Here is an 18,533-nt window from a genome sequence, read left to right as displayed (position 1 = left end):
ATCGTCACCAACGACGTCCCGACCGCCGGCATCGCCCGGCCGGGCCGGCTCCGCTGGATCCTGCAGCCGACACTGTGCGTGATCGCAGTCGTCGGCGCGCTGCTGTACGTGAACGCCGCCGACGTGTCGGAGTCGGAGAAGCGCTCGCTGGCCGTCCCCGCGCTCCTGACGCTGCTGCGCCAGCACATGGGGGTGAGCCTGGCCGCCACGGTGCTGACGTGCCTGATCGCCATCCCGCTCGGCGTCTTGCTGACCCGCGGCGCGATGCGGCGGTTCTCCAAGCCCATCATCACCGTCGCAGGCTTCGGCCAGGCCGCGCCGGCGATCGGTCTGATCGCGTTGGGCGCGGTCCTATTCGGCATCGGCGCCACCGGCGCCGTGGCCGCTCTCACCATCTACGGCGCGCTGCCGATCATCGCCAACACCGTGGTCGGTCTCGACGGCGTCGACCGCAAGCTGGTCGAGGCCGCGCGCGGCATGGGAATGTCGGCGTTCTCCACGCTGCGGCGGGTCGAGCTCCCGCTGGCCCTGCCCGTGATCATCGCGGGTGTGCGCACCGCGCTGGTGCTCATCGTCGGCACCGCGGCGTTGGCGTCCTTCACCGGTGCGGGCGGACTCGGTCAACTGATCACCACGGGCATCAAACTGCAGCAGAGCACCACGCTGATCGTCGGTGCCATCCTCGTCGCCGCGCTGGCGCTGGCCATCGACTGGCTGGCGCGCGTGGTCGAGATGGTCGCGTCGCCGAAGGGAGTGTAGGGATCATGTTGCGTCGCACCACCGCCGTGCTCGCGGGGCTGGCCATCGCGTCGACCGCCCTTGCGGGGTGCGGCCTGCGCTCGGCCAGCGGCGCCGTACTCGAGGCGCGCCCTGGCGCCATCGCGCACTACGACTCGCTCGACGGGGCGAAGATCACCGTCATCGCCAAGGACTTCACCGAGCAGCTCATCCTCGGCAACATGGTGTCGATCGTCCTTGCGGCGGCGGGCGCGGAGGTCACCAACCTGACGAACACGCCGGGCAGCTTCGGCGTCCGGCAAGCGATGCTCGACGGCAACGCCGACGTCTCGCCCGAGTACACCGGCACGGGCTGGATCAACTATCTCGGCAACGAGCAGCCCGTGAAGGGCGCGCAGGCCCAGTGGCAGGCGGTCAACGAGGCGGACCGGGCGAACGACCTCACCTGGCTGCCGCCTGCGCCGATGAACAACACCTACGCGTTCGCGATCCGCGAGTCCGAGGCGGAGCGGCTCGGGGTGACCAAGCTGTCCGATCTCGAGCGACTTCCCAAGCAGGAGTTGACGTTCTGCGTCGAGAGTGAGTTCGCCAGCCGCAACGACGGTTTCGTCCCCATGCTGGCCACCTACGGCTTGACGCGCGAAGATCTCGGCCGGGTGACCAACCTCGACACCGGCGTCATCTACACCGCAACGGCCAATGGAGACTGCAACTTCGGCGAGGTGTTCACCACCGATGGCCGGATTCCCGCGCTGAACCTACGGGTGCTCGAAGACGACCGGCAGTTCTTTCCGCTGTACAACCTCACCGAGGTGATCCGGACCGAAGTGCTCGAGGCGCATCCCGAACTCGCGGAGATCTTCGGCCAGCTCAATCCGCTGGTGACCAACGAGGTGATGTTGACCCTGAACGCGAAGGTCGACAACGACGGCGAGGATCCGGCGCTGGTCGCCAGGGACTGGCTGATCGAGCAGGGTCTGCTGACCTAGCCGGACCGATCCGTGACGGATCGTTCACGATCGCCAGCAACCGTCGTGCGGGCCGGTAAGCTCCCCGGCGTGTCCGATTGGTCCGCAGGGTTACGGCCGAGCTTGCGCGAGCGGAAGAAGCAGAACACCCGCCGCATGCTCGTCGACGCGGCGGTGAGCCTCTGCCTGGAACAGGGCTACGAGAACACCACGGTCGAGCAGATCTCGGCGGCCGCTGAGATCTCGACCCGAACCTTCAGCCGGTACTTCGCGACCAAGGACGCCGTGTTCATCGCGGTGCTCGACGACCTCGCCAACGAGATCGTCGTGCAACTGGAGGCGCTGCCCGACGACCTCAGCCCGATGGAGGCGTTGCGGGCGGCGCACATGGCGGTGCTGGACGGGGTGTCGCGCCGCTCGCCGCAGGGACTGACCACCGACCGCATCGCACTGATCCTGCGCATCGTCAACTCCTCGGACACGCTGCGGCAGGCCGCGATCGACTACCGCTGCCCGGCCGCGATCGAGGCGCTGGCCCGCAAGATGGGCGTCGCACCCGACGATGCGGATCTCGACCTCGCCGTCGCCCTGTTCTCGACGACGATCGTGACTGCCTGCCGCGACCTGGTCGAGGATCGCGACGACGCGGCGCTGGGACCCCAGATCGTCATGGACCGGTTGGACCGGTCGCTGGGTCACGTGGCGCGGTTCGCGGCCGACATGGATGTCCGGCAGACCGCCGCGGACTAGTTGCGGCGCGTGCGCCAGCCGCCCACGGCCAGCGCGACGCCGATCAGCGCGATGATCGGGCCGAGGACCGTCCACGTCGTCGTGTTGCTCATGGGGCTGCCGCCGACCACGCCGATGCCCTGCAGGGTGAACAGCAGGCCGAACAGGGCGACGACGACGCCGACGCAGATGATGGCGAAACGCATGGCCCGACCCTAGACGTCCGAACGCGGCCTGCCGCGCAGCGCGCCCCACAAGCCGACGCCGATGCCGACCATGGCGCCGCCCAGCCCGATGACCTGCTGGCCGCGCTTGAGGTCGTGGTGCACGCTCATCCCGCCGAGCAGGTCGGCCGCGTCCGCGCCGCCGGAGGCGAGGAACCACCCGCGGGTGTCGTCACCGCGCAGCGCCGCGGCCAGCAGCAGGCCGCCGATCAGAGCGTCGCGGTAGCCCATCGACCTCAGCAGCAGACGCGCCGAGGGGCCCGGATCGTCGGGCTCACCCCACAACCGGTTCGCTCGTAGCGGGTCGACGAGGAAGGACACTCCGGACGCGAGGCGGATGCTGCCCGCCACCAGGGCGGCGCGATCTGTCGGCATGGCTGGAGCCTAGGTCGCCCCGACCCGGCGCCACCGCGGATTGGTCGACCACGGAACCTGAGAAGCCGCTCAGCGACGGTCGCACCCGGGTTACCTAGTCTGCTTTACTAAGGCGATCGAGTAAGGCTGTCCTAACGCTGCCGAGTGAGGAGTCGCGACCGGTGACGCACCCATGACCACCGGGATCACCGACCCGCGCCCGCCGAGCACCGATCAGCACCGCTCCGGCCTGGCGAAGTGGATCCGCAGGCTGGCCGTTCCGATCATCATCGGCTGGGTCCTGCTCGTCGCCGCACTGAATCTGACGGTGCCTCAGCTCGAGGTCGTCGGTCAGATGCAGTCGGTCTCGATGAGCCCGGCCGACGCACCGTCGGTGATCGCGATGAAGCGCGTCGGCACGGTGTTCGAGGAATTCAAGTCCGACAGCTCCGCCATGATCGTGCTCGAGGGCGACAAGCCGCTCGGCGACGAGGCACACCGCTTCTACAACGACATGGTCGACCGGCTCGAGGCCGACGACCAGCACGTCGAACACGTGCAGGACTTCTGGGGCGACCCCCTCACCGAGGCCGGGGCGCAGAGCGACGACCTGAAGGCCGCCTACGTCCAGGTGTACCTCGCAGGCAACCAGGGCGAGGCACTGGCCAACGAGTCGGTCGAGGCGATCCAGGGGATCGTCGACGGGCTCACTCCCCCGCCGGGCGTCACCGTGCACGTCACCGGCGGCTCGGCGTTGGCCGCCGACCAGCAGATCGCGGGCGACCGCAGCGTGCGCATCATCGAACTCGCGACGTTCGGCGTCATCATCTCGATGCTTCTGCTGGTGTACCGGTCGCTGCGCACGGTGTTCCTGACGCTGGTGCTGGTGGTGCTGGGCCTGGCGGCATCGCGGGGCGTCGTGGCCTTCCTCGGCTATCACGACCTCATCGGGCTCTCGACGTTCGCCACCCAGTTGTTGGTGACGCTGGCGATCGCCGCGACCACGGACTACGCGATCTTCCTGATCGGCCGATATCAGGAAGCCCGAACCATGGGCGAGGACCGGGAGTCCGCGTACTACACGATGTTTCACGGCACGGCCCACGTGGTGCTCGGGTCGGGCATGACGATCGCCGGCGCGACGTTCTGCCTGTCGTTCACCCGTTTGCCGTACTTCCAGTCGCTCGGCGTCCCACTGGCGGTCGGCATGACGATCGCGGTGTTGGCCGCGTTGACGCTGGGGCCCGCGCTGATCACCGTCACCAGCCGGTTCGGGTGGCTGGAACCGAAGCGCGCCATGCGCATCCGCGGGTGGCGCAAGATCGGCGCGGTCATCGTCCGGTGGCCCGGTCCGGTGCTGATCGGAACGGTGGCCCTGTCCCTGATCGGACTGCTCACCCTGCCCGGATACCAACCCAACTACAACGACCGCAACTACCTGCCCACCGATCTGCCGGCGAACCAGGGCTTCGCCGCCGCCGAACGACACTTCGATCCCGCGCGGATGAACCCCGAGTTGCTCTTGGTCGAGAGCGACCGGGACCTGCGCAACTCCGCGGACTTCCTGGTGATCGACAAGATCGCCAAGGCAGTGTTCCGCGTCGAGGGCATCGGGAGCGTCCAGGCGATCACCCGGCCAGACGGCAAGCCGATCGAGTTCAGCACCATCCCCGCGCAGATGGGTCTGTCCGGCATCGGCCAGGAGCTCAACCGCAAGTACAGCCAGGACCGGATGGCCGACATGCTGGTTCAGGCCGACGAGATGCAGAACACCATCGACACGATGACCAAGATGGCGTCGCTGATGGGTCAGATGAACGCGGTGACCCAGGAGATGGTCGTCAAGACCAAGCAGATGGCGGTCGACGTCGCCGAGATCCGGGACTCCATCTCGAACTTCGACGACTTCTTCCGCCCCATCCGCAACTACTTCTACTGGGAACCGCACTGCTACGACATCCCGGTCTGCTGGGCGATGCGGTCGATCTTCGACCTGCTCGACGGCGTGAACACCACGACCGAGGACATCCAGATGCTGGTGCCCACGCTCGAGCGGCTCGCGACTCTGCTGCCACAACTCGAGGCGCTGCTGCCCGGACAGATCGAGTCGATGCGCAACCAGCGCGACATGATGTTGAAGATGCAGGCCACCCAGAGTGGCGTGCAGGATCAGCAGGCGGCGGCGTCGGAGAACCAGACGGCGATGAGCGACGCGTTCAACGACTCCTGGAACGACGACACCTTCTACCTACCGCCGGAGATCTTCGACAACGATGACTTCAAGCGCGGCATGGAGAGCTTCATCTCCCCCGATGGCACGTCGGTGCGGTTCATCATCTCCCACGAGGGTGATCCGTTGTCGGCCAGCGGCATCGAGCGCATCGATGCGATCAAGCTGGCCGCCAAGGAGGCCATCAAGGGCACTCCGCTCGAGGGCTCGAAGGTCTACCTCGGTGGTACCGCGTCGGCGTTCAAGGACATGCGGGACGGCAACGGCTACGACATGCTGATCGCTGGGATCTCGGCGCTGACGCTGATCTTCATCATCATGCTGCTGATCACGCGCAGCCTCGTCGCGGCCGCGGTCATCGTCGGCACCGTCGTGGTGTCGCTCGGCGCGTCGTTCGGGCTGTCGGTGCTGGTGTGGCAGCACGTGCTCGGGGTGCCGCTGCACTTCATGGTGATGGCGATGGCGGTCATCGTGCTGTTGGCGGTGGGCGCGGACTACAACCTGCTGTTGGTGGCGCGCCTCAAGGAGGAACTGCACGCCGGGATCAACACCGGGATCATCCGGGCGATGGGCGGAACCGGCTCCGTGGTCACCGCCGCCGGCCTCGTATTCGCCTTCACCATGATGGCGATGATGGTCAGCGAGATGACCGTGGTGGCTCAGGTGGGTACCACCATCGGGCTCGGCCTGCTGTTCGACACCCTGGTCATCCGGGCGTTCATGACGCCGGCCATCGCGGCCCTGCTGGGCCGCTGGTTCTGGTGGCCGCAGGTGGTGCGCAAGCGCCCGCTGTCGGCGTCCCCGATCAGCCGCTAGCGGGTCACCGGCCGAAGCCGGCGTCGCGTAGCGCCTGGGCCATCGCCCCCGATGCGGCGGGCGCACTCTTGCGAGAGTCGTTGCCCGCCCTCGGGTTGCGGCGTTGTTCCGCGGCCTGCGGCCGGTCGCGACGGGGCTGGCCACCGCGGTCGGTGCGCTTGCCCTGCTCGCGCTGCGGTGTGTCGTTGAGTCGCAGGCTCAAGCCGATGCGTTGCCGGTCGACGTCCACCTCGAGGACCTTGACCTTGACCACCTGACCCGACTTGACCACCTCGTGTGGGTCGGAGACGTAGCGGTCGGACATCGCCGAGACGTGGACGAGGCCGTCCTGGTGCACGCCCACGTCGACGAACGCGCCGAAGGCCGCGACGTTGGTCACCACGCCTTCGAGGATCATCCCCGGCTCGAGGTCGGACACCTTCTCCACGCCCGCCGCGAACGTGGCCGTGGTGAACGCCGGTCGCGGGTCGCGTCCCGGCTTCTCGAGTTCGGCGAGAATGTCGGTGACCGTCGGGATGCCGAAGCGGTCGTCGGCGAAGTCGGCGGGCCGCAGCGACCGCAGCGACCGCTCGTCACCGATCAGTTCGGCGAGCGTCACGCCCGAGCGGTCCAGGATGCGCCGCACCACCGGGTACGCCTCGGGGTGTACGCCGGAGGCGTCCAGGGGGTCGGTGCCGCCGTTGATCCGCAGGAAGCCCGCGCACTGCTCGAATGCCTTGGGCCCCAGCCGCGGAACCTTCAGCAGCGCCTTGCGGCTGTCGAATCGCCCCGCCTTCTCCCGGTGCGCGACGATGGCCTCGGCCAGGGTGTCCGTCACGCCGGAGACCCGGGCCAGCAGCGGCACCGACGCGGTGTTGAGGTCGACTCCGACCGCGTTGACGGCGTCCTCGACGACCGCGTCGAGGCTGCGGGCCAGGATGCCGGGCGTCACGTCGTGCTGATACTGACCGACGCCGATGGACTTCGGATCGATCTTGACGAGTTCGGCGAGCGGGTCCTGCAGGCGGCGCGCGATCGACACCGCCCCGCGGATGGTGACGTCGAGGTCGGGCAGTTCGTGTGCGGCATACGACGATGCGGAGTACACCGAGGCTCCGGCCTCGCTGACGATGGCCTTCGCGGGCGCAGCGGCACCGGCCGACCGGATGTCGGTGATGAGTTCCGTTGCCAGCGCGTCGGTCTCGCGCGACGCCGTGCCGTTGCCGATGGCGATCAGCTCGACGCCGTGGCGCGCGACGAGCGCGGCGAGCGTTGCCTTCGCGGCGTCCCACTGCTTCTGCGGCTGGTGGGGGAACACCGCACACGTGTCGACCACCTTGCCGGTGCCGTCGACGACGGCGACCTTCACTCCGGTCCGGAAACCGGGGTCCAGACCCAGCGTCGTGCGAGTGCCTGCCGGCGCGGCGAGCAACAGGTCCTTCAGGTTGCGGGCGAAGACCGCCACCGCGTCCAGCTCGGCTCGCTGCCGCAGCTTGATTCGCGCGTCGACCGAGGCCGAGACCATGAGCTTGACCCGCCACGCGAAGCGCACGGTGGTGGCCAACCACGGCGTCGCGGCGCCCGGCGCACTGAGGTCGACGCCGAGCGCCTGGGCCACCAGCACCTGGTAGGGCTCGTCGTCGCCGCCGTCGAACGTCAGCGCCAGCACCTGCTCCTTCTCGCCGCGCATCACGGCGAGCACGCGGTGCGACGGCATCTTCTCCAACGGCTCGGAGTAGTCGAAGTAGTCGCGGAACTTCTGCGCCGCGGCGCTCCTACCCACCTCCTCCGACGACGGCGCCGTGCGCAACGTGCCGTCCGCCCAGAACTTCGCGCGGACCGCACCGACCAGCTCGGCGTTCTCGGCGGCACGCTCGATGACGATCTGCCGCGCCCCGTCGAGCGCCGCCGCGGCGTCGGCCACGTCGTCGTTGAGGAACTCTGCCGCCACGTCGTCCGGGACCAGCGTCGGGTCGGCGAGCAGGCGGTCGGCCAGCGGCTCGAGACCGGCCTCGCGCGCGATCTGGGCCTTCGTCCTTCGCTTGGGCTTGTACGGCAGGTAGATGTCCTCCACCCGCGACTTCGTGTCGGCAGTCAAAAGCGCCGTCCGCAGCTCGTCGGTGAGCTTGCCCTGCTCCTCGATCGACGCCAGCACCGCGACCCGGCGGGCGTCGAGTTCGCGCAGATAGCCGAGACGTTCCTCCAGCGTGCGCAGCTGGCCGTCGTCGAGGCTGCCGGTGACCTCCTTGCGGTAGCGCGCGATGAACGGGACGGTCGAACCCTCGTCGAGCAGCCGGACCGCGGCTGCCACCTGGGCCTCCCCCACGGCGAGTTCCGCAGCGAGACGGGCGTTTACGGTCTTGACGGGCGGGGTCGAAGTCACGCGGCGACCCTACCGAACGACTCCGACGGGTCCGCGCGGGTACGGATTCGGCCGATTCCTGCCGCCTCGGCCCTTGGTTGATCTAGATTTGGCCCGCTAGCCAGTGTTGAAACACCCGGGGCGAGCGAAGCGACCGGGGAGAGGCCGGGGACGCCATGAGTACTGCCGCAGAACGTGCCGCTCAACTCGACCTGGTCGCCCGGCTCGAGTCCGCCTATCCCGAACTCCCCGACGCTCCCACGCCCGATCTGCTCGACCACGCACGACTCACCGCGTACCTGAAGCCGGTGCACGACGTCGGCGGGGAACCCGACGCTCCCATGAAGTACGAGAACAAGCAGTACGAACTGTGGGAGCACATGACCTACGTCATCTGCGAGGTGCTGGCCTGGCGGGGCATCTGGCTCTCCGAGGAGCGCCGGCGGATGGGCAACGTCGACGTGGGCCGCGCGGTCTACCTGGGCCTGCCGTACTACGGGCGCTGGTTGCTCTCGGTGGCGCGGATCCTCGTCGAGAAGCATCACATCGGGTTGACCGAGCTGAGCGAACGCATGGCCGAGGTGGCCGACCGCTACGCGGGCGGGCTCGACGGCCGACGCCCCGAGGCCCGGCCCAAGTTCGAGGGCGACGGCTCGGCGGTGAAGCGCAACGCACACCACCTGCACGCCGTCGGCAAGGGCGACCCACAGGTCTACGCCGGCAAGGCCGGTGAACCCCGCTTCGCCGTCGGCGACGCCGTCGTCGTGCGCGAACTGCCGGTGCTGTTCTACACCCGCACCCCGGAGTACGTCCGCGGCGCCACCGGCGAGATCGCAGCGGTCGCCTATGAGAGCCCGGCAGCCGAGGACGAGACGTGGGACCGCCCCGACGCCCAACCCGAGTGGTTCTACGTCGTGCGCTTCACCATGGCCGACCTGTGGCACGGCTACACGGGCACGGCTACCGACTCCCTACGCACCGAGATTCCCGAACGCTGGCTGCGGCCGGCCTGAGCGCGCCACCGCAACACCGAGGAGAGCACGTGACACACGATCACGGCCACGGCCACGGCCACGATCACGACCACGACCACGACCGGACCGTGAAACCGATGGTCGACGAGATCACCGACTTCGAAGTGCTCGAGATCGCGCTGCGCGAACTGTGCATCGAGAAGGGCATCTTCACCGCCGAGGAGCACCGCCGTTTCACCGAGTTCGCCGAACAGATCGGGCCCGCACCGGCCGCCCGCCTGGTTGCCCGCGCGTGGCTCGACCCCGACTTCAAGGCCCTCGCCCTGGCGGAGCCGATGACGGCCAGCAAGGAGGTGGGCGTCGACTGGATGGAGCCGACCGGCTTCGGCACGCCCAGCGACTTCACGGCGTTCTCGATCCTGGAGGACACCCCGACGGTGCACAACGTCATCGTCTGCGCTCTGTGTTCGTGCTACCCCCGGCCCATCCTCGGCAACTCGCCGGAGTGGTACCGCACGCCGAACTACCGCCGTCGCCTCGTCCGGTGGCCGCGGCAGGTGCTCGCCGAGTTCGGCCTCTACCTGCCCGACGACGTCGAGGTGCGCGTCCAGGACTCGAACCAGAAGCACCGCTTCATGGTGATGCCGATGCGTCCCGACGGCACCGACGGCTGGTCCGAGGACCAGCTCGCCGAGATCGTCACCCGGGACAGTCTCATCGGCGTTGCCCTGCCGAAGCCCGGCGTCACGTCGAACGTGATCGTCGACACCCGTCCCGCCGTCCACCCCGCCGCCGAATGACCGCCGGGAGCACATCGTGAGCACATCCCGCGAGATCGGGCCCGTCGAGAGCGAGACGTTGCAGAGCATCGTCGAGCGCGGCCAGGTGTGGCCGAAGATGGCGGCCAAGTACGGCGTCGAGAACCCGGTACCGCCCTGGAAGACCAGTCTCGACGGGCTCTGCGATGCCCTCGACCAGTCGTCGTGCGGATCGATCGCTCCCGACTTCACCGCGCGCCGCGACGAGGAGGATGCGCTGTCGGCGAGCGTGTACTCCGCGCTGCCCTACCCGGAGAGCCAGTTGATGTCGCTGGCCCATTCACTGATGGTCCGCGGGATCATCACCGAGCCGGAACTCCGTCAGCGGCTGGCTGCGGTGCGGGCGCGGCTGGAGTCCTGAGTCGCCGACGACCCGATGCTGACCCGGGCTGCCACCGCGGCTGCGAGGAAGCACCCCAGCGTGGCCCAGCCGTCGACGCCGGTCAGCCCGTTCTTCGCCATCAGCACCAGCGCGACACCCGCCACGCAGACCAGCACACCGCCAACGGTCGACCTGACCCCGGTTGCGCTGCTGGTGGCATCCCACCATGGCAATCGAAGGTGTTCCAGCGGCGAGAGCAGCCAGAACGCGGTTGCCATGACCACTGCGAACACCACGGCCCGCAAGGCGAGCAGGCCCCAGAACCCCGGGGCGTCGACCTCGTAGGCGTCGAGGCCGAAGGCGTGTAGCGCGAAGGTGGCGGCGGCGATCGCCGGAATGTGCCAGAGGTAGATGGTCATCGCTCCGCCGTTGCCCGTGGCGACCACCCGCCAGACCCGCGGCCGGCTCGCCCATCGCCGGATCGGGCCGGACGCGGCGACGAAGGCGCATGACATCCAGGTGCAGTGCAGCGCGAGCAGCAGCGTGGGGGGTGACACGTTGGACATCCGCTCGGCGCCGGTCACCACCAGGGCAACCTCGTAGGGTCCCGCCAGCGCGACGACCACCTGGGCGGCCAGCGCGGCGGCCGCCACCGCCAGCGCCGGGCGCGGCAGCACCAGCTTCTTGGCGTAGCCCACGCCGATGACCACGGGGATCAGCCAGACGATCAGCAGGTTGGCCGCGCCGGCCCACGGTGTGCCGACCGCGATGCGGATCCCGTCGACGACCGCCGCGGCTGCGATGAGACCCACGACCACGGCGGCGACGCCGCGCCACGATCCGAGGCGCATCAGCGCCGGTACGAACGCCAGGGCGACCAGGTAGACGCCGAGGAACCACAGCAGCGCCACGGATTCGCGCCCGATGCCTGCCGCGGATGCCGGGCCGAGCACGACGCGGACGACGAGCACGCCCACCGTCCAGGCCGCCAGGTACCAGAACGCGGGTCGGCACAGGCGTTGAGCGCGGGTGAACAGCCAGGCACCCCAGGGCGTACCGGGCCGCCACCCGTAGGCGCCGGCAGCGCCACCTGCGAGGAAGAACAGCGGCATGATCTGCGCGACCCACGTGAGCGGGGCGAGATCGGGTATCTCGCCGAGCAGGTTGCCGATGCGAAGCCCGCGGGTGTCGATGGTCGCGAGCAGCAGCGCGCAGTGCCCGAACATGACGACCACCAGGGCGCCGAGCCGGGCGACGTCCACGGCGCGGTCGCGTCCCGGGTTGGTCTCGCCTGCGACCTCGGGTACGTCCGACGCGGGCTTGGTGAAGGCCATGACATCAGCATGCCGGGCCGGCGCGGCGATGCCCACGAGTAGGACTACGCGTTCTTCGAGAATTCGGGCTGGCGCTCGGCATCGCCTACATTGCTAGGCAATGCGATCTGCACTGGTACTCCTGGCCTCGGTCCTCGCCATGACGGCGGCGACCGTCACCACGTCCATGGCCCCATCCGCCCGGGCCGAGGCTCCGATGCCCGATCTGAGTGGTTACGCGACGGTCGCGCCAGATGCGTTCGTCGCCGACGGTGAGGCCTACTTCCAGACCCCGGACGGGCTGCTGTGCTCGATACAGCCTTCTCGCGGAACCGCAGGCTGCGACGGCAAGCTGCCTGCGACGCTGATCGGCGTCAACGAGATCGTCCTGGCTGCCGACGTCAATGCCCGCGGACTTCGTGCCACGTCCAATCCCCGTTTCGTCAAGGCGTCCGGTGACGCCGCCCCGGTGCTGCACGACGGTCAGAAACTCGTGTTCGGCGACTTCGAGTGCGCCGTTGGCCCGGGACCGCGTACGGCGTGCACGAAGGGCAGCCCGGCTGCCCAGTGGATGATCGTCTCCCCCGGCCGCACCGGCATCGGCCCGGCGACCGACGGTCTGCCCCAGGGATTTCCGGACCCCAACGACTTCGTCGTGGGCGACGACACCTACATCGTCGGCACCGGAGCCAAGAACCTGTTCCCGGTGTTCACCGTCGACGGCGGCCTGACGTGTTCGATCGTCGTGTTCAGCGGCGGCGAGATCGGTTGCAACGGAGCCCTTCCCGGTGTGGCGGCCGGCGAGAACGAGGTGTTCGCGCAGCTGCCCGGCAGCGCGGGGATCCGCCGGACTGACGACCCGAAGTTCGACCAGCCGGCCTACCCGGGCAACGTACGCCAGCTGCCGGTCGGCTACCGCGTCAACGGGTCGGGCTCCACCTGCATGGCCGTGACCGGCGGAGTCGCCTGCTACGGGACGTTGGCAGGCGCCACCCAAGGCTTCCAGGTGGGTCCGGAGGGAACCACGACGTTCGGCGGCTAGCGGTCAGTCCGAGCCGACCAGGACGCGGCCGAGCGGCAGCGCCGTGCCCCCCAGTTCCTCCCACAGCGCGGCGAAGTAGAAGTAGACGACGATGCCCGCGAAGGCGAAGATCAGCCAGCCTGCGGCCTGGTTCGCCACGGTGCTCCCGGTCTGGTTGCCGATCAGGAGCAGCACCAGCGCCAGGTCCACGATCGCCAGAACGGCCGGGTAGAGCCACGGCAGCCGGATCGTCAGGGCGGTCAGCAGGCCGATCGACAGCAGCCAGCTGGCCAGCCACAGCGCGGTGGTCTGACGGACGTCAGCCTCGGCGATGCCGAACCAGTCGTGGGCGAAGCCAAGTGCCAGAACGCCGTAGCTGCCGTAGAAGCCGAAGAACGTGCCGTAGATCGTCGCGTTGACGTTCTGACGTAGGGCCGCCGACCAGATGGTGGTGACCAGCAGGCCGATCGCCGTCGCGGAGACGAGGACGGGTATCGCTGCCGCAGAGACACTTACGAGACCGGTGTTCGTCGCACCCAGCCCGATGGCGCCCGGGATGATGAGCGGTAGACCGATGAGCCCTGGGTTGCCCTCGGGTTTCGGTGGCTCGACGGGGTGGTCGGCTGTGAATGGGGCTTCGATTCGGTCCACGACACTGGTCATGTCCGCACAGTAGGAGCGCCTCGGCCGCCCGGCCCACAGTTGTAATCGGCGTCAGTGGAAGTCGACTCGGGGGCACGGGGCGCGCCGCCGGTCACCGGACCGTGCGGTCGATCTGCATCTGATGCCGGTAGCCGACCACGACGCTGGTGATCAGGGAGATGGAGATGATGGCCTCGGCGATGAAGAAGGCCATGAAGTCGATCACCGAGCCGATCGGCGGGTCTCCCGGTATCGCGTTGCGCAGCGGCACCATTGCGAAGAGCAGGGCAGCCATCACCCCGTAGGCGTTGAAGTCGAAGCCCTGGCGGTGGCGGATCACGTAGTAGGCGGCAAGCGCGGCGGCGAAGGACAGCCCCAGCATGAGCACCATGATGAAGACGCCGAAGATCATCGTGGGCGAGCTGCGTTTGACGTCGAGGTCGATGTTGAGCCAGTCGTCTTGTTCTGGGTCGTAGTCCGGGGAGATGACGAAGAACGCGTCGGTGCTCCAGATGGTCACCGCCAGTGGGATCTCGCTGCCGTCCGCCCCGGTCATGCGGAAGGACAGGTACGACGTGTACCGGTCGAACGGAAAGTCGGTGACGGTCCCGTTCATGGCGAAGGACTGCTCCAGGTTCGGCACCCAGTCACCGGCTGCCACGTCGACGGGTTCGTTGCGCACCGCGTTGGTCTCGAGCCTCGCGCCTTCGGCGAACGTCCCGTCGGGTCGGGCCAGTGAGCCCTGGGGCCGCACGTCGGCCACCGTGATGGCGACGGTCTGACTCTCGACGTCGACCCGGGTCACCCATGCCGCGACGTCGACGCGATCGGCGTTGGTCTCGTCTTCGCCGAAGATGATCGAGGGCTGCTCGGTGGCCTCGCGACTCGCGAGATAGCCGCCGAGGCTCAGTGCGATCGTCAGGATCACCGCCAGGCATAGGGCCAGTCCTCTGGCGATCCAACGCCGTCCGTTGCGCATCGTCGGGTTGGCCGTCATCGAGTTGCCTCCTCCGGAGCCGTCGGCGCGCGCCTCGCCCGGACGGCGACCAGGCCGCCACCGATCACCAGGACCATGCCGAAATACGTGGTGGCCGAGGGTACTTGGCCCCATACGATCCAGTCGAGTACCGCGGTGAACACGATCACGCTGTAGATGAACGGGCCGACCTTCTCCGCCGAGGCGTAGCGGTAGGCCAGCACGATGAGGATCTGCGACGACAGCTGGGCGAAGCCGAGCCCGATCAACCAACCGAGGGCCTGCGGGGGGATCGGCTCCCAGTCGACGACCGCGATCGGGACGGACAGGACGGTCGACAGCAGGAAGTAGTAGAACAGGACACGGGTGATGGGTTCGGTCGCGCCCAGCCAGCGGACCGACATCATCGCCACGGCAAGCAGAATCGCTCCGGCGAAAGCGGATAGTTCGCCGACGTCGAAGCTGTGCCCCTGAGGCTGCAACACCAGCACGACACCGGCGAAGCCGAGGACGGCGCCTGCCCAGGTTGCCGTCGACGCCTTCTGCCGCGTGACGAGCCACGCGACGAGCGGCATCCACAGTGGCGCGCTGTAGGTCAGCAGGGTCGCGTTCGCGAGCGGAATGCGGGCGATGGCGAAGAACAGTGCGTACCAGCAGGCGGTGCCCGCGACGGCGCGCAGCACGTGCAGCCCGATCTTGGAAGTCCGCAGCGACGACGGTCCGTTCCGCAGGACGACGGGCACGATGAAGAGGAAGCAGATCAGGTTCTGGAACAGCAGCAGGACGCCGGTCGACGTGTACTGCCCCGAGACCTTCGCCAGGGCACCGACGAGAGCGACGCAGAAGAACGCTGCGGTCGTGAGACCCGCTGCCAACGGCAGGTTCTCGGGCCGGTGGCCCGTGACGGCGCCGGTCACGGCAGCGCGTACGCTCTGGCGTTCATGCGGTCGGTCTCGGCCTCGAGGATGCGGTTGAGTCTGCGAGGCGCCACGACGTCGACGGCGCGAAGAGCCAGCGCCTTTCGCGGTGCGATGCGGATCGGCCGGGTGCGCACCGCCGTCACCATCCATTCGGCCGCTTCGGCCGACGAGAGTGCCGTCACCCCGTCGTAGGCGCGGGTGGGCGCGATCATCGGCGTCGCGACCAACGGATAGTAGATGGTGGTGGAGTGCACACCGGCCGTGCCGAGTTCGGTGTCGATGACACGGCTGACGGCGCTGAGCGCCGCCTTCGACGCGTTGTAGGCGGCGAACAGCGGCGAGGCTTCCGGCAGCACGCGCCAGGTGGCGATGTTGACGATGTGTCCGTCGCCGCGTTCGATCATGCCCGGCGCAACGCCCCGGATGAGCCGCAGCGGGGCGAAGTAGTTGAGCGCCATGACGCGTTCGACGTCGTGCCACCGTTCCAGCGAGTCGATCAGGGGCCTGCGGATGGACCTGGCAGCGTTGTTGATGAGCACGTCGACGGGCCCGACCTCCTCCACCAATTCGTCGATCCGGGCCAGGTCGGAGAGGTCGGCCGGTACGGCGGTCGCAGTGCCGCCTGCGGCTGTGATGCGGTCGACGAGTTCGGCGAGGAGGTTCTCCCGGCGCGCGACCGCGATCACCGTCGCCCCCTCCGCGGCGAGTCGCTCCGCGGCGACCGCACCGATGCCCGACGACGCGCCGGTCAGCAGAATTCGCTTGCCTCGCAGGTCAATCGACGCGCGGGCGGGCCATCGGGGCATCGGACGCATTCCCGCCAGCCGCAGCGTCTTGCGGATGTTGGGGATCACGGCCTGCACCTTCGTTCGCGTCGGTACCTGGGGTGACCGCTCCGGTCAGTCAATCTAGGGTGCGGACGGTTCGGACGCGGCGGAATCTACCCAATCGTCAGCAAACGGTGAGGGCCCTGTCAGCCCTGCTCGTCCAACGCCGCCTTGACGTCCGCCTGGGTGTCGGCGAGGAAGGTCTGGAACTCGTCGCCGGTGGCGAAGGTCGTCGTGAAGTGGTGCCGCTGCGCGATCTGCTCCCATGCCGGCGTCTTCACCATCTCGCCGAGTGCCTGCTGCCAGTACGCGACCGCAACCTCCGGCATGCCCGGCGGCCCGTAGAGCCCACGCCAGTTCGACAGCGTGACGTCGAATCCCTGCTCCTTGGCCGTCGCAGCGGCGAGCCCCGGGAGGCGGTCCTCCGACAACACGCCCAGTGCCTTCAGTTCTCCCCCGTCGATGAGGTCGACGAACTCACTGACTCCGCCGATCGCGACGTCGACGTCACCACTGCGAAGCGCAGTGATCTGGTCTCCTCCGCCTTCGAACGGGACGTAGTTCACCGATGAGGCATCGCCGCCGGCCGCGGTCACCAGGAGGTCGAAGGGCGCCTGATCGTCGTTCGCGGCGGCGACGGCGACCTGTCCGGGGCCATTCTCGATCCCGGTCATGACATCGGTGAGGTTCGTGTAGGGCGCGCCGGGCGCGGTGACGACGACGAAGTACTCCGTCACCAGCCGGGCGATCATGGTGACGTCGTCGTAGCCGTACTTCGACGCGCCGCGCAGCTCGTTGATCATCATCGCCAGGGACGTCACCGACACCTGATCGTCGGCGCCCTCGTACTGCTCGACCATGGTGGCCAGGAAGTCTGCTCCGCTGCCACCCGGCTTGTTCTGCACGGGCAGCGGCACTTTCACGATGCCCTCCTGCTCGAGGGCTTCGACGACCGATCGGATGGTGATGTCGAATCCGCTACCCGGGTTGGCGCCCGCCGTCATCGTGATGGGCCCGGCGGGGTAGCTCGGCGCCTCGGCGGCCGGCTCGGAGGACTGACATCCGGTGAGCACCAGGGAGGCGGCCAGCACGGCGCCGACGGCGGTTTTCATCACTGGAGAAGGAGTACACGCACGGCGGCGTTCGCGTCCCGGTTCCGGGAAGACTCGCGGGAACGTCACACCCGGTATCGGTTGCGGGCGACGAGCGTGGTGTGCAGGTCCTCGATGAGCGGGTCGAGGAAGTCTCGCTTGTACTCGTCGTCGCCGACCGAGCGGGCGCTGACGTACATGAACGTCAGCGCGCACAGTACGAGGGTCATGTGGATGAGCGACTGCGGCACCGGAAGGGTGACGCCGAAGATGGTTCCGTCGCTGGGGCCACCACCGCTCCACTTGGCCAGGAGTTCGGGACTCAGCACGATGAGGCCAAGGGTGAAGAAGATCGATGCGGTGCAGATCGCGACCACGAGCAGGTGTGCGATCTGCGTGGCTGCCATCACTAGGACGACGTTGACGCGTTCCGCTCGGGTCAGCGGTTCGGGGGTCGGCCGTTCGGGCATGGCGGCGAACGGCGTACCGCTCAGGTCGTCGGCGCCGCCGGGCCTGCCGATCGACTCGAGCATGGGGCGCACCCCGACCGGCTACTGGAGACGATGAACGCCGCGGTGACGGAGAACAGGAACGACAGCGCGAGGAACAGGCGGGACTGGCTGATGGTCGAGGACAGCATCCACACGTAGCCGTTGAAGAACACCACGACGGTCAGCAGCATCACCGGGAGCGCGCTGACGAAGAGGGCGCCCATCGCCGCGAGCTGGGTGACGGTCAATCGCAACGCCCATCCGAGTACCGCGCCGACCCCCGTGGCGGTGGCGATGAGGACGATCACCACGACGACGACCGTGGCGGGTAGTTCGGCGAGCCCGTCCTGAATCACGCTGGCGCACGCGGCCACCGCGACGGAGACGACGGACACGATTGCTTGGGTGCGGCGGCTCTGGATCCTGGAGACCACGCGGCCGACGACCAGCGCCAGCGGGACGAGCAGGACGATCACGCCCAGCACGACCGTCTCGGCCGGGGTCGGCGCGCCGTCGACGTAGACGTCGCTGGAACCGGTGACGAGGAAGATCACCAGCAGCGCCACGACGATCGTCGCGTATCCGGCCAGCCCGGGCGCCGATCGGGGCAGCACGTGCCGGGAGCGGTTGCGTGCCGTCAGCGCCGCGGGCAGGCCCCGCTCGAGGAACCAGGCCTGCGCAGCGTCGCGATCACCGTCTCCTGCAGTCACGGTGCGGCGGGTGGTCTCGAAGGGCGGT

At 68.6% G+C, this 18,533-nt stretch carries 19 protein-coding genes; 8 read left to right on the top strand and 11 right to left on the bottom strand.

All coding sequences use genetic code 11. The features are described 5' to 3' along the window. From LOK44_RS00695 to LOK44_RS00685, 3 genes are all read left to right on the top strand, one after another. Nucleotides 1-759: an ABC transporter permease gene (locus tag LOK44_RS00695; RefSeq protein WP_237568907.1), complete on the top strand. Its 759-nt coding sequence runs from the start codon at nucleotides 1-3 to the stop codon at nucleotides 757-759. A gap of 5 nt (nucleotides 760-764) precedes the next feature. Beyond that, nucleotides 765-1,727: a glycine betaine ABC transporter substrate-binding protein gene (locus LOK44_RS00690; protein WP_237568064.1), complete on the top strand. Its 963-nt coding sequence runs from the start codon at nucleotides 765-767 to the stop codon at nucleotides 1,725-1,727. 69 nt (nucleotides 1,728-1,796) lie between these two features. Further along, the gene (locus LOK44_RS00685) at nucleotides 1,797-2,456 is read left to right on the top strand and encodes a TetR/AcrR family transcriptional regulator (RefSeq protein WP_237568063.1); all 660 of its coding nucleotides are present in this window, start codon (nucleotides 1,797-1,799) and stop codon (nucleotides 2,454-2,456) included. Here LOK44_RS00685 and LOK44_RS00680 read toward each other — a convergent pair. Continuing rightward, nucleotides 2,453-2,641, bottom strand: coding sequence for a hypothetical protein (locus LOK44_RS00680; protein ID WP_163917490.1), 189 nt, complete (start codon nucleotides 2,639-2,641; stop codon nucleotides 2,453-2,455). The two genes, LOK44_RS00685 and LOK44_RS00680, sit on opposite strands and share 4 nt — an antisense overlap. 9 nt (nucleotides 2,642-2,650) lie before the next feature. Further along, on the bottom strand, nucleotides 2,651-3,034 hold the full coding sequence (locus LOK44_RS00675; protein ID WP_237568062.1) for a DUF4267 domain-containing protein: 384 nt from the start codon (nucleotides 3,032-3,034) through the stop codon (nucleotides 2,651-2,653). A gap of 172 nt (nucleotides 3,035-3,206) precedes the next feature. Between LOK44_RS00675 and LOK44_RS00670 the strand changes: the two genes are divergently transcribed. Further along, nucleotides 3,207-6,059: an MMPL/RND family transporter gene (locus LOK44_RS00670; protein WP_237568061.1), complete on the top strand. Its 2,853-nt coding sequence runs from the start codon at nucleotides 3,207-3,209 to the stop codon at nucleotides 6,057-6,059. Nucleotides 6,060-6,063: 4 nt separating this feature from the next. Here the strand turns inward: LOK44_RS00670 and LOK44_RS00665 are convergent, their stop codons facing one another. Then, nucleotides 6,064-8,421: a Tex family protein gene (locus LOK44_RS00665; protein WP_237568060.1), complete on the bottom strand. Its 2,358-nt coding sequence runs from the start codon at nucleotides 8,419-8,421 to the stop codon at nucleotides 6,064-6,066. 155 nt (nucleotides 8,422-8,576) lie between these two features. On the opposite strand from LOK44_RS00665, the gene LOK44_RS00660 reads away from it, so the two are divergent. The 3 genes from LOK44_RS00660 to LOK44_RS00650 all read left to right on the top strand — a co-directional run bounded on the left by LOK44_RS00660 (nucleotide 8,577) and on the right by LOK44_RS00650 (nucleotide 10,553). Continuing rightward, nucleotides 8,577-9,413: an SH3-like domain-containing protein gene (locus LOK44_RS00660; RefSeq protein ID WP_237568059.1), complete on the top strand. Its 837-nt coding sequence runs from the start codon at nucleotides 8,577-8,579 to the stop codon at nucleotides 9,411-9,413. A 98-nt stretch (nucleotides 9,414-9,511) separates the two neighbouring features. Then, on the top strand, nucleotides 9,512-10,174 hold the full coding sequence (gene scnC / locus LOK44_RS00655; protein WP_237568906.1) for a thiocyanate hydrolase subunit gamma: 663 nt from the start codon (nucleotides 9,512-9,514) through the stop codon (nucleotides 10,172-10,174). A 97-nt stretch (nucleotides 10,175-10,271) separates the two neighbouring features. Then, nucleotides 10,272-10,553: a thiocyanate hydrolase gene (locus tag LOK44_RS00650; RefSeq protein ID WP_237568905.1), complete on the top strand. Its 282-nt coding sequence runs from the start codon at nucleotides 10,272-10,274 to the stop codon at nucleotides 10,551-10,553. Here LOK44_RS00650 and LOK44_RS00645 read toward each other — a convergent pair. Next, nucleotides 10,514-11,848, bottom strand: coding sequence for an acyltransferase family protein (locus LOK44_RS00645; protein WP_237568058.1), 1,335 nt, complete (start codon nucleotides 11,846-11,848; stop codon nucleotides 10,514-10,516). The genes LOK44_RS00650 and LOK44_RS00645 overlap by 40 nt on opposite strands. 100 nt (nucleotides 11,849-11,948) lie before the next feature. Between LOK44_RS00645 and LOK44_RS00640 the strand changes: the two genes are divergently transcribed. Beyond that, the gene (locus LOK44_RS00640) at nucleotides 11,949-12,869 is read left to right on the top strand and encodes a hypothetical protein (protein ID WP_237568057.1); all 921 of its coding nucleotides are present in this window, start codon (nucleotides 11,949-11,951) and stop codon (nucleotides 12,867-12,869) included. Nucleotides 12,870-12,872: 3 nt separating this feature from the next. Here LOK44_RS00640 and LOK44_RS00635 read toward each other — a convergent pair whose 3' ends face one another. The 7 genes from LOK44_RS00635 to LOK44_RS00605 all read right to left on the bottom strand — a co-directional run bounded on the left by LOK44_RS00635 (nucleotide 12,873) and on the right by LOK44_RS00605 (nucleotide 18,505). After that, nucleotides 12,873-13,511, bottom strand: a complete 639-nt coding sequence (locus tag LOK44_RS00635; protein ID WP_237568056.1) for a GPR1/FUN34/YaaH family transporter — start codon at nucleotides 13,509-13,511, stop codon at nucleotides 12,873-12,875. 91 nt (nucleotides 13,512-13,602) lie between these two features. Continuing rightward, on the bottom strand, nucleotides 13,603-14,487 hold the full coding sequence (locus tag LOK44_RS00630; RefSeq protein ID WP_237568055.1) for a DUF8686 domain-containing protein: 885 nt from the start codon (nucleotides 14,485-14,487) through the stop codon (nucleotides 13,603-13,605). Further along, nucleotides 14,484-15,383 carry a DMT family transporter gene (locus tag LOK44_RS00625; protein WP_237568054.1) on the bottom strand — a complete coding sequence of 300 codons (900 nt, stop codon included), beginning with the start codon at nucleotides 15,381-15,383 and terminating at the stop codon, nucleotides 14,484-14,486. Before LOK44_RS00625 ends, LOK44_RS00630 begins: the two co-directional genes overlap by 4 nt. Next, a complete protein-coding gene (locus LOK44_RS00620; RefSeq protein WP_308192684.1) occupies nucleotides 15,380-16,240 on the bottom strand; it encodes an SDR family oxidoreductase in 861 nt (286 codons plus the stop codon). Before LOK44_RS00620 ends, LOK44_RS00625 begins: the two co-directional genes overlap by 4 nt. 119 nt (nucleotides 16,241-16,359) lie before the next feature. Then, nucleotides 16,360-17,325 carry a tripartite tricarboxylate transporter substrate binding protein gene (locus LOK44_RS00615; RefSeq protein WP_237568053.1) on the bottom strand — a complete coding sequence of 322 codons (966 nt, stop codon included), beginning with the start codon at nucleotides 17,323-17,325 and terminating at the stop codon, nucleotides 16,360-16,362. Nucleotides 17,326-17,390: 65 nt separating this feature from the next. Further along, complete coding sequence (locus LOK44_RS00610; protein ID WP_237568052.1) at nucleotides 17,391-17,837, bottom strand: hypothetical protein; 447 nt, start codon at nucleotides 17,835-17,837, stop codon at nucleotides 17,391-17,393. After that, nucleotides 17,795-18,505 carry a hypothetical protein gene (locus tag LOK44_RS00605; protein WP_237568051.1) on the bottom strand — a complete coding sequence of 237 codons (711 nt, stop codon included), beginning with the start codon at nucleotides 18,503-18,505 and terminating at the stop codon, nucleotides 17,795-17,797. Before LOK44_RS00605 ends, LOK44_RS00610 begins: the two co-directional genes overlap by 43 nt. Nucleotides 18,506-18,533 lie beyond the last annotated feature (28 nt).

The organism is Mycolicibacterium lacusdiani, from assembly GCF_021916785.1.
Classification (GTDB): domain Bacteria; phylum Actinomycetota; class Actinomycetes; order Mycobacteriales; family Mycobacteriaceae; genus Mycobacterium; species Mycobacterium lacusdiani.
Note: the sequence above shows the minus strand (reverse complement) of the source record. Positions and strands in the feature narration are given on the sequence as shown.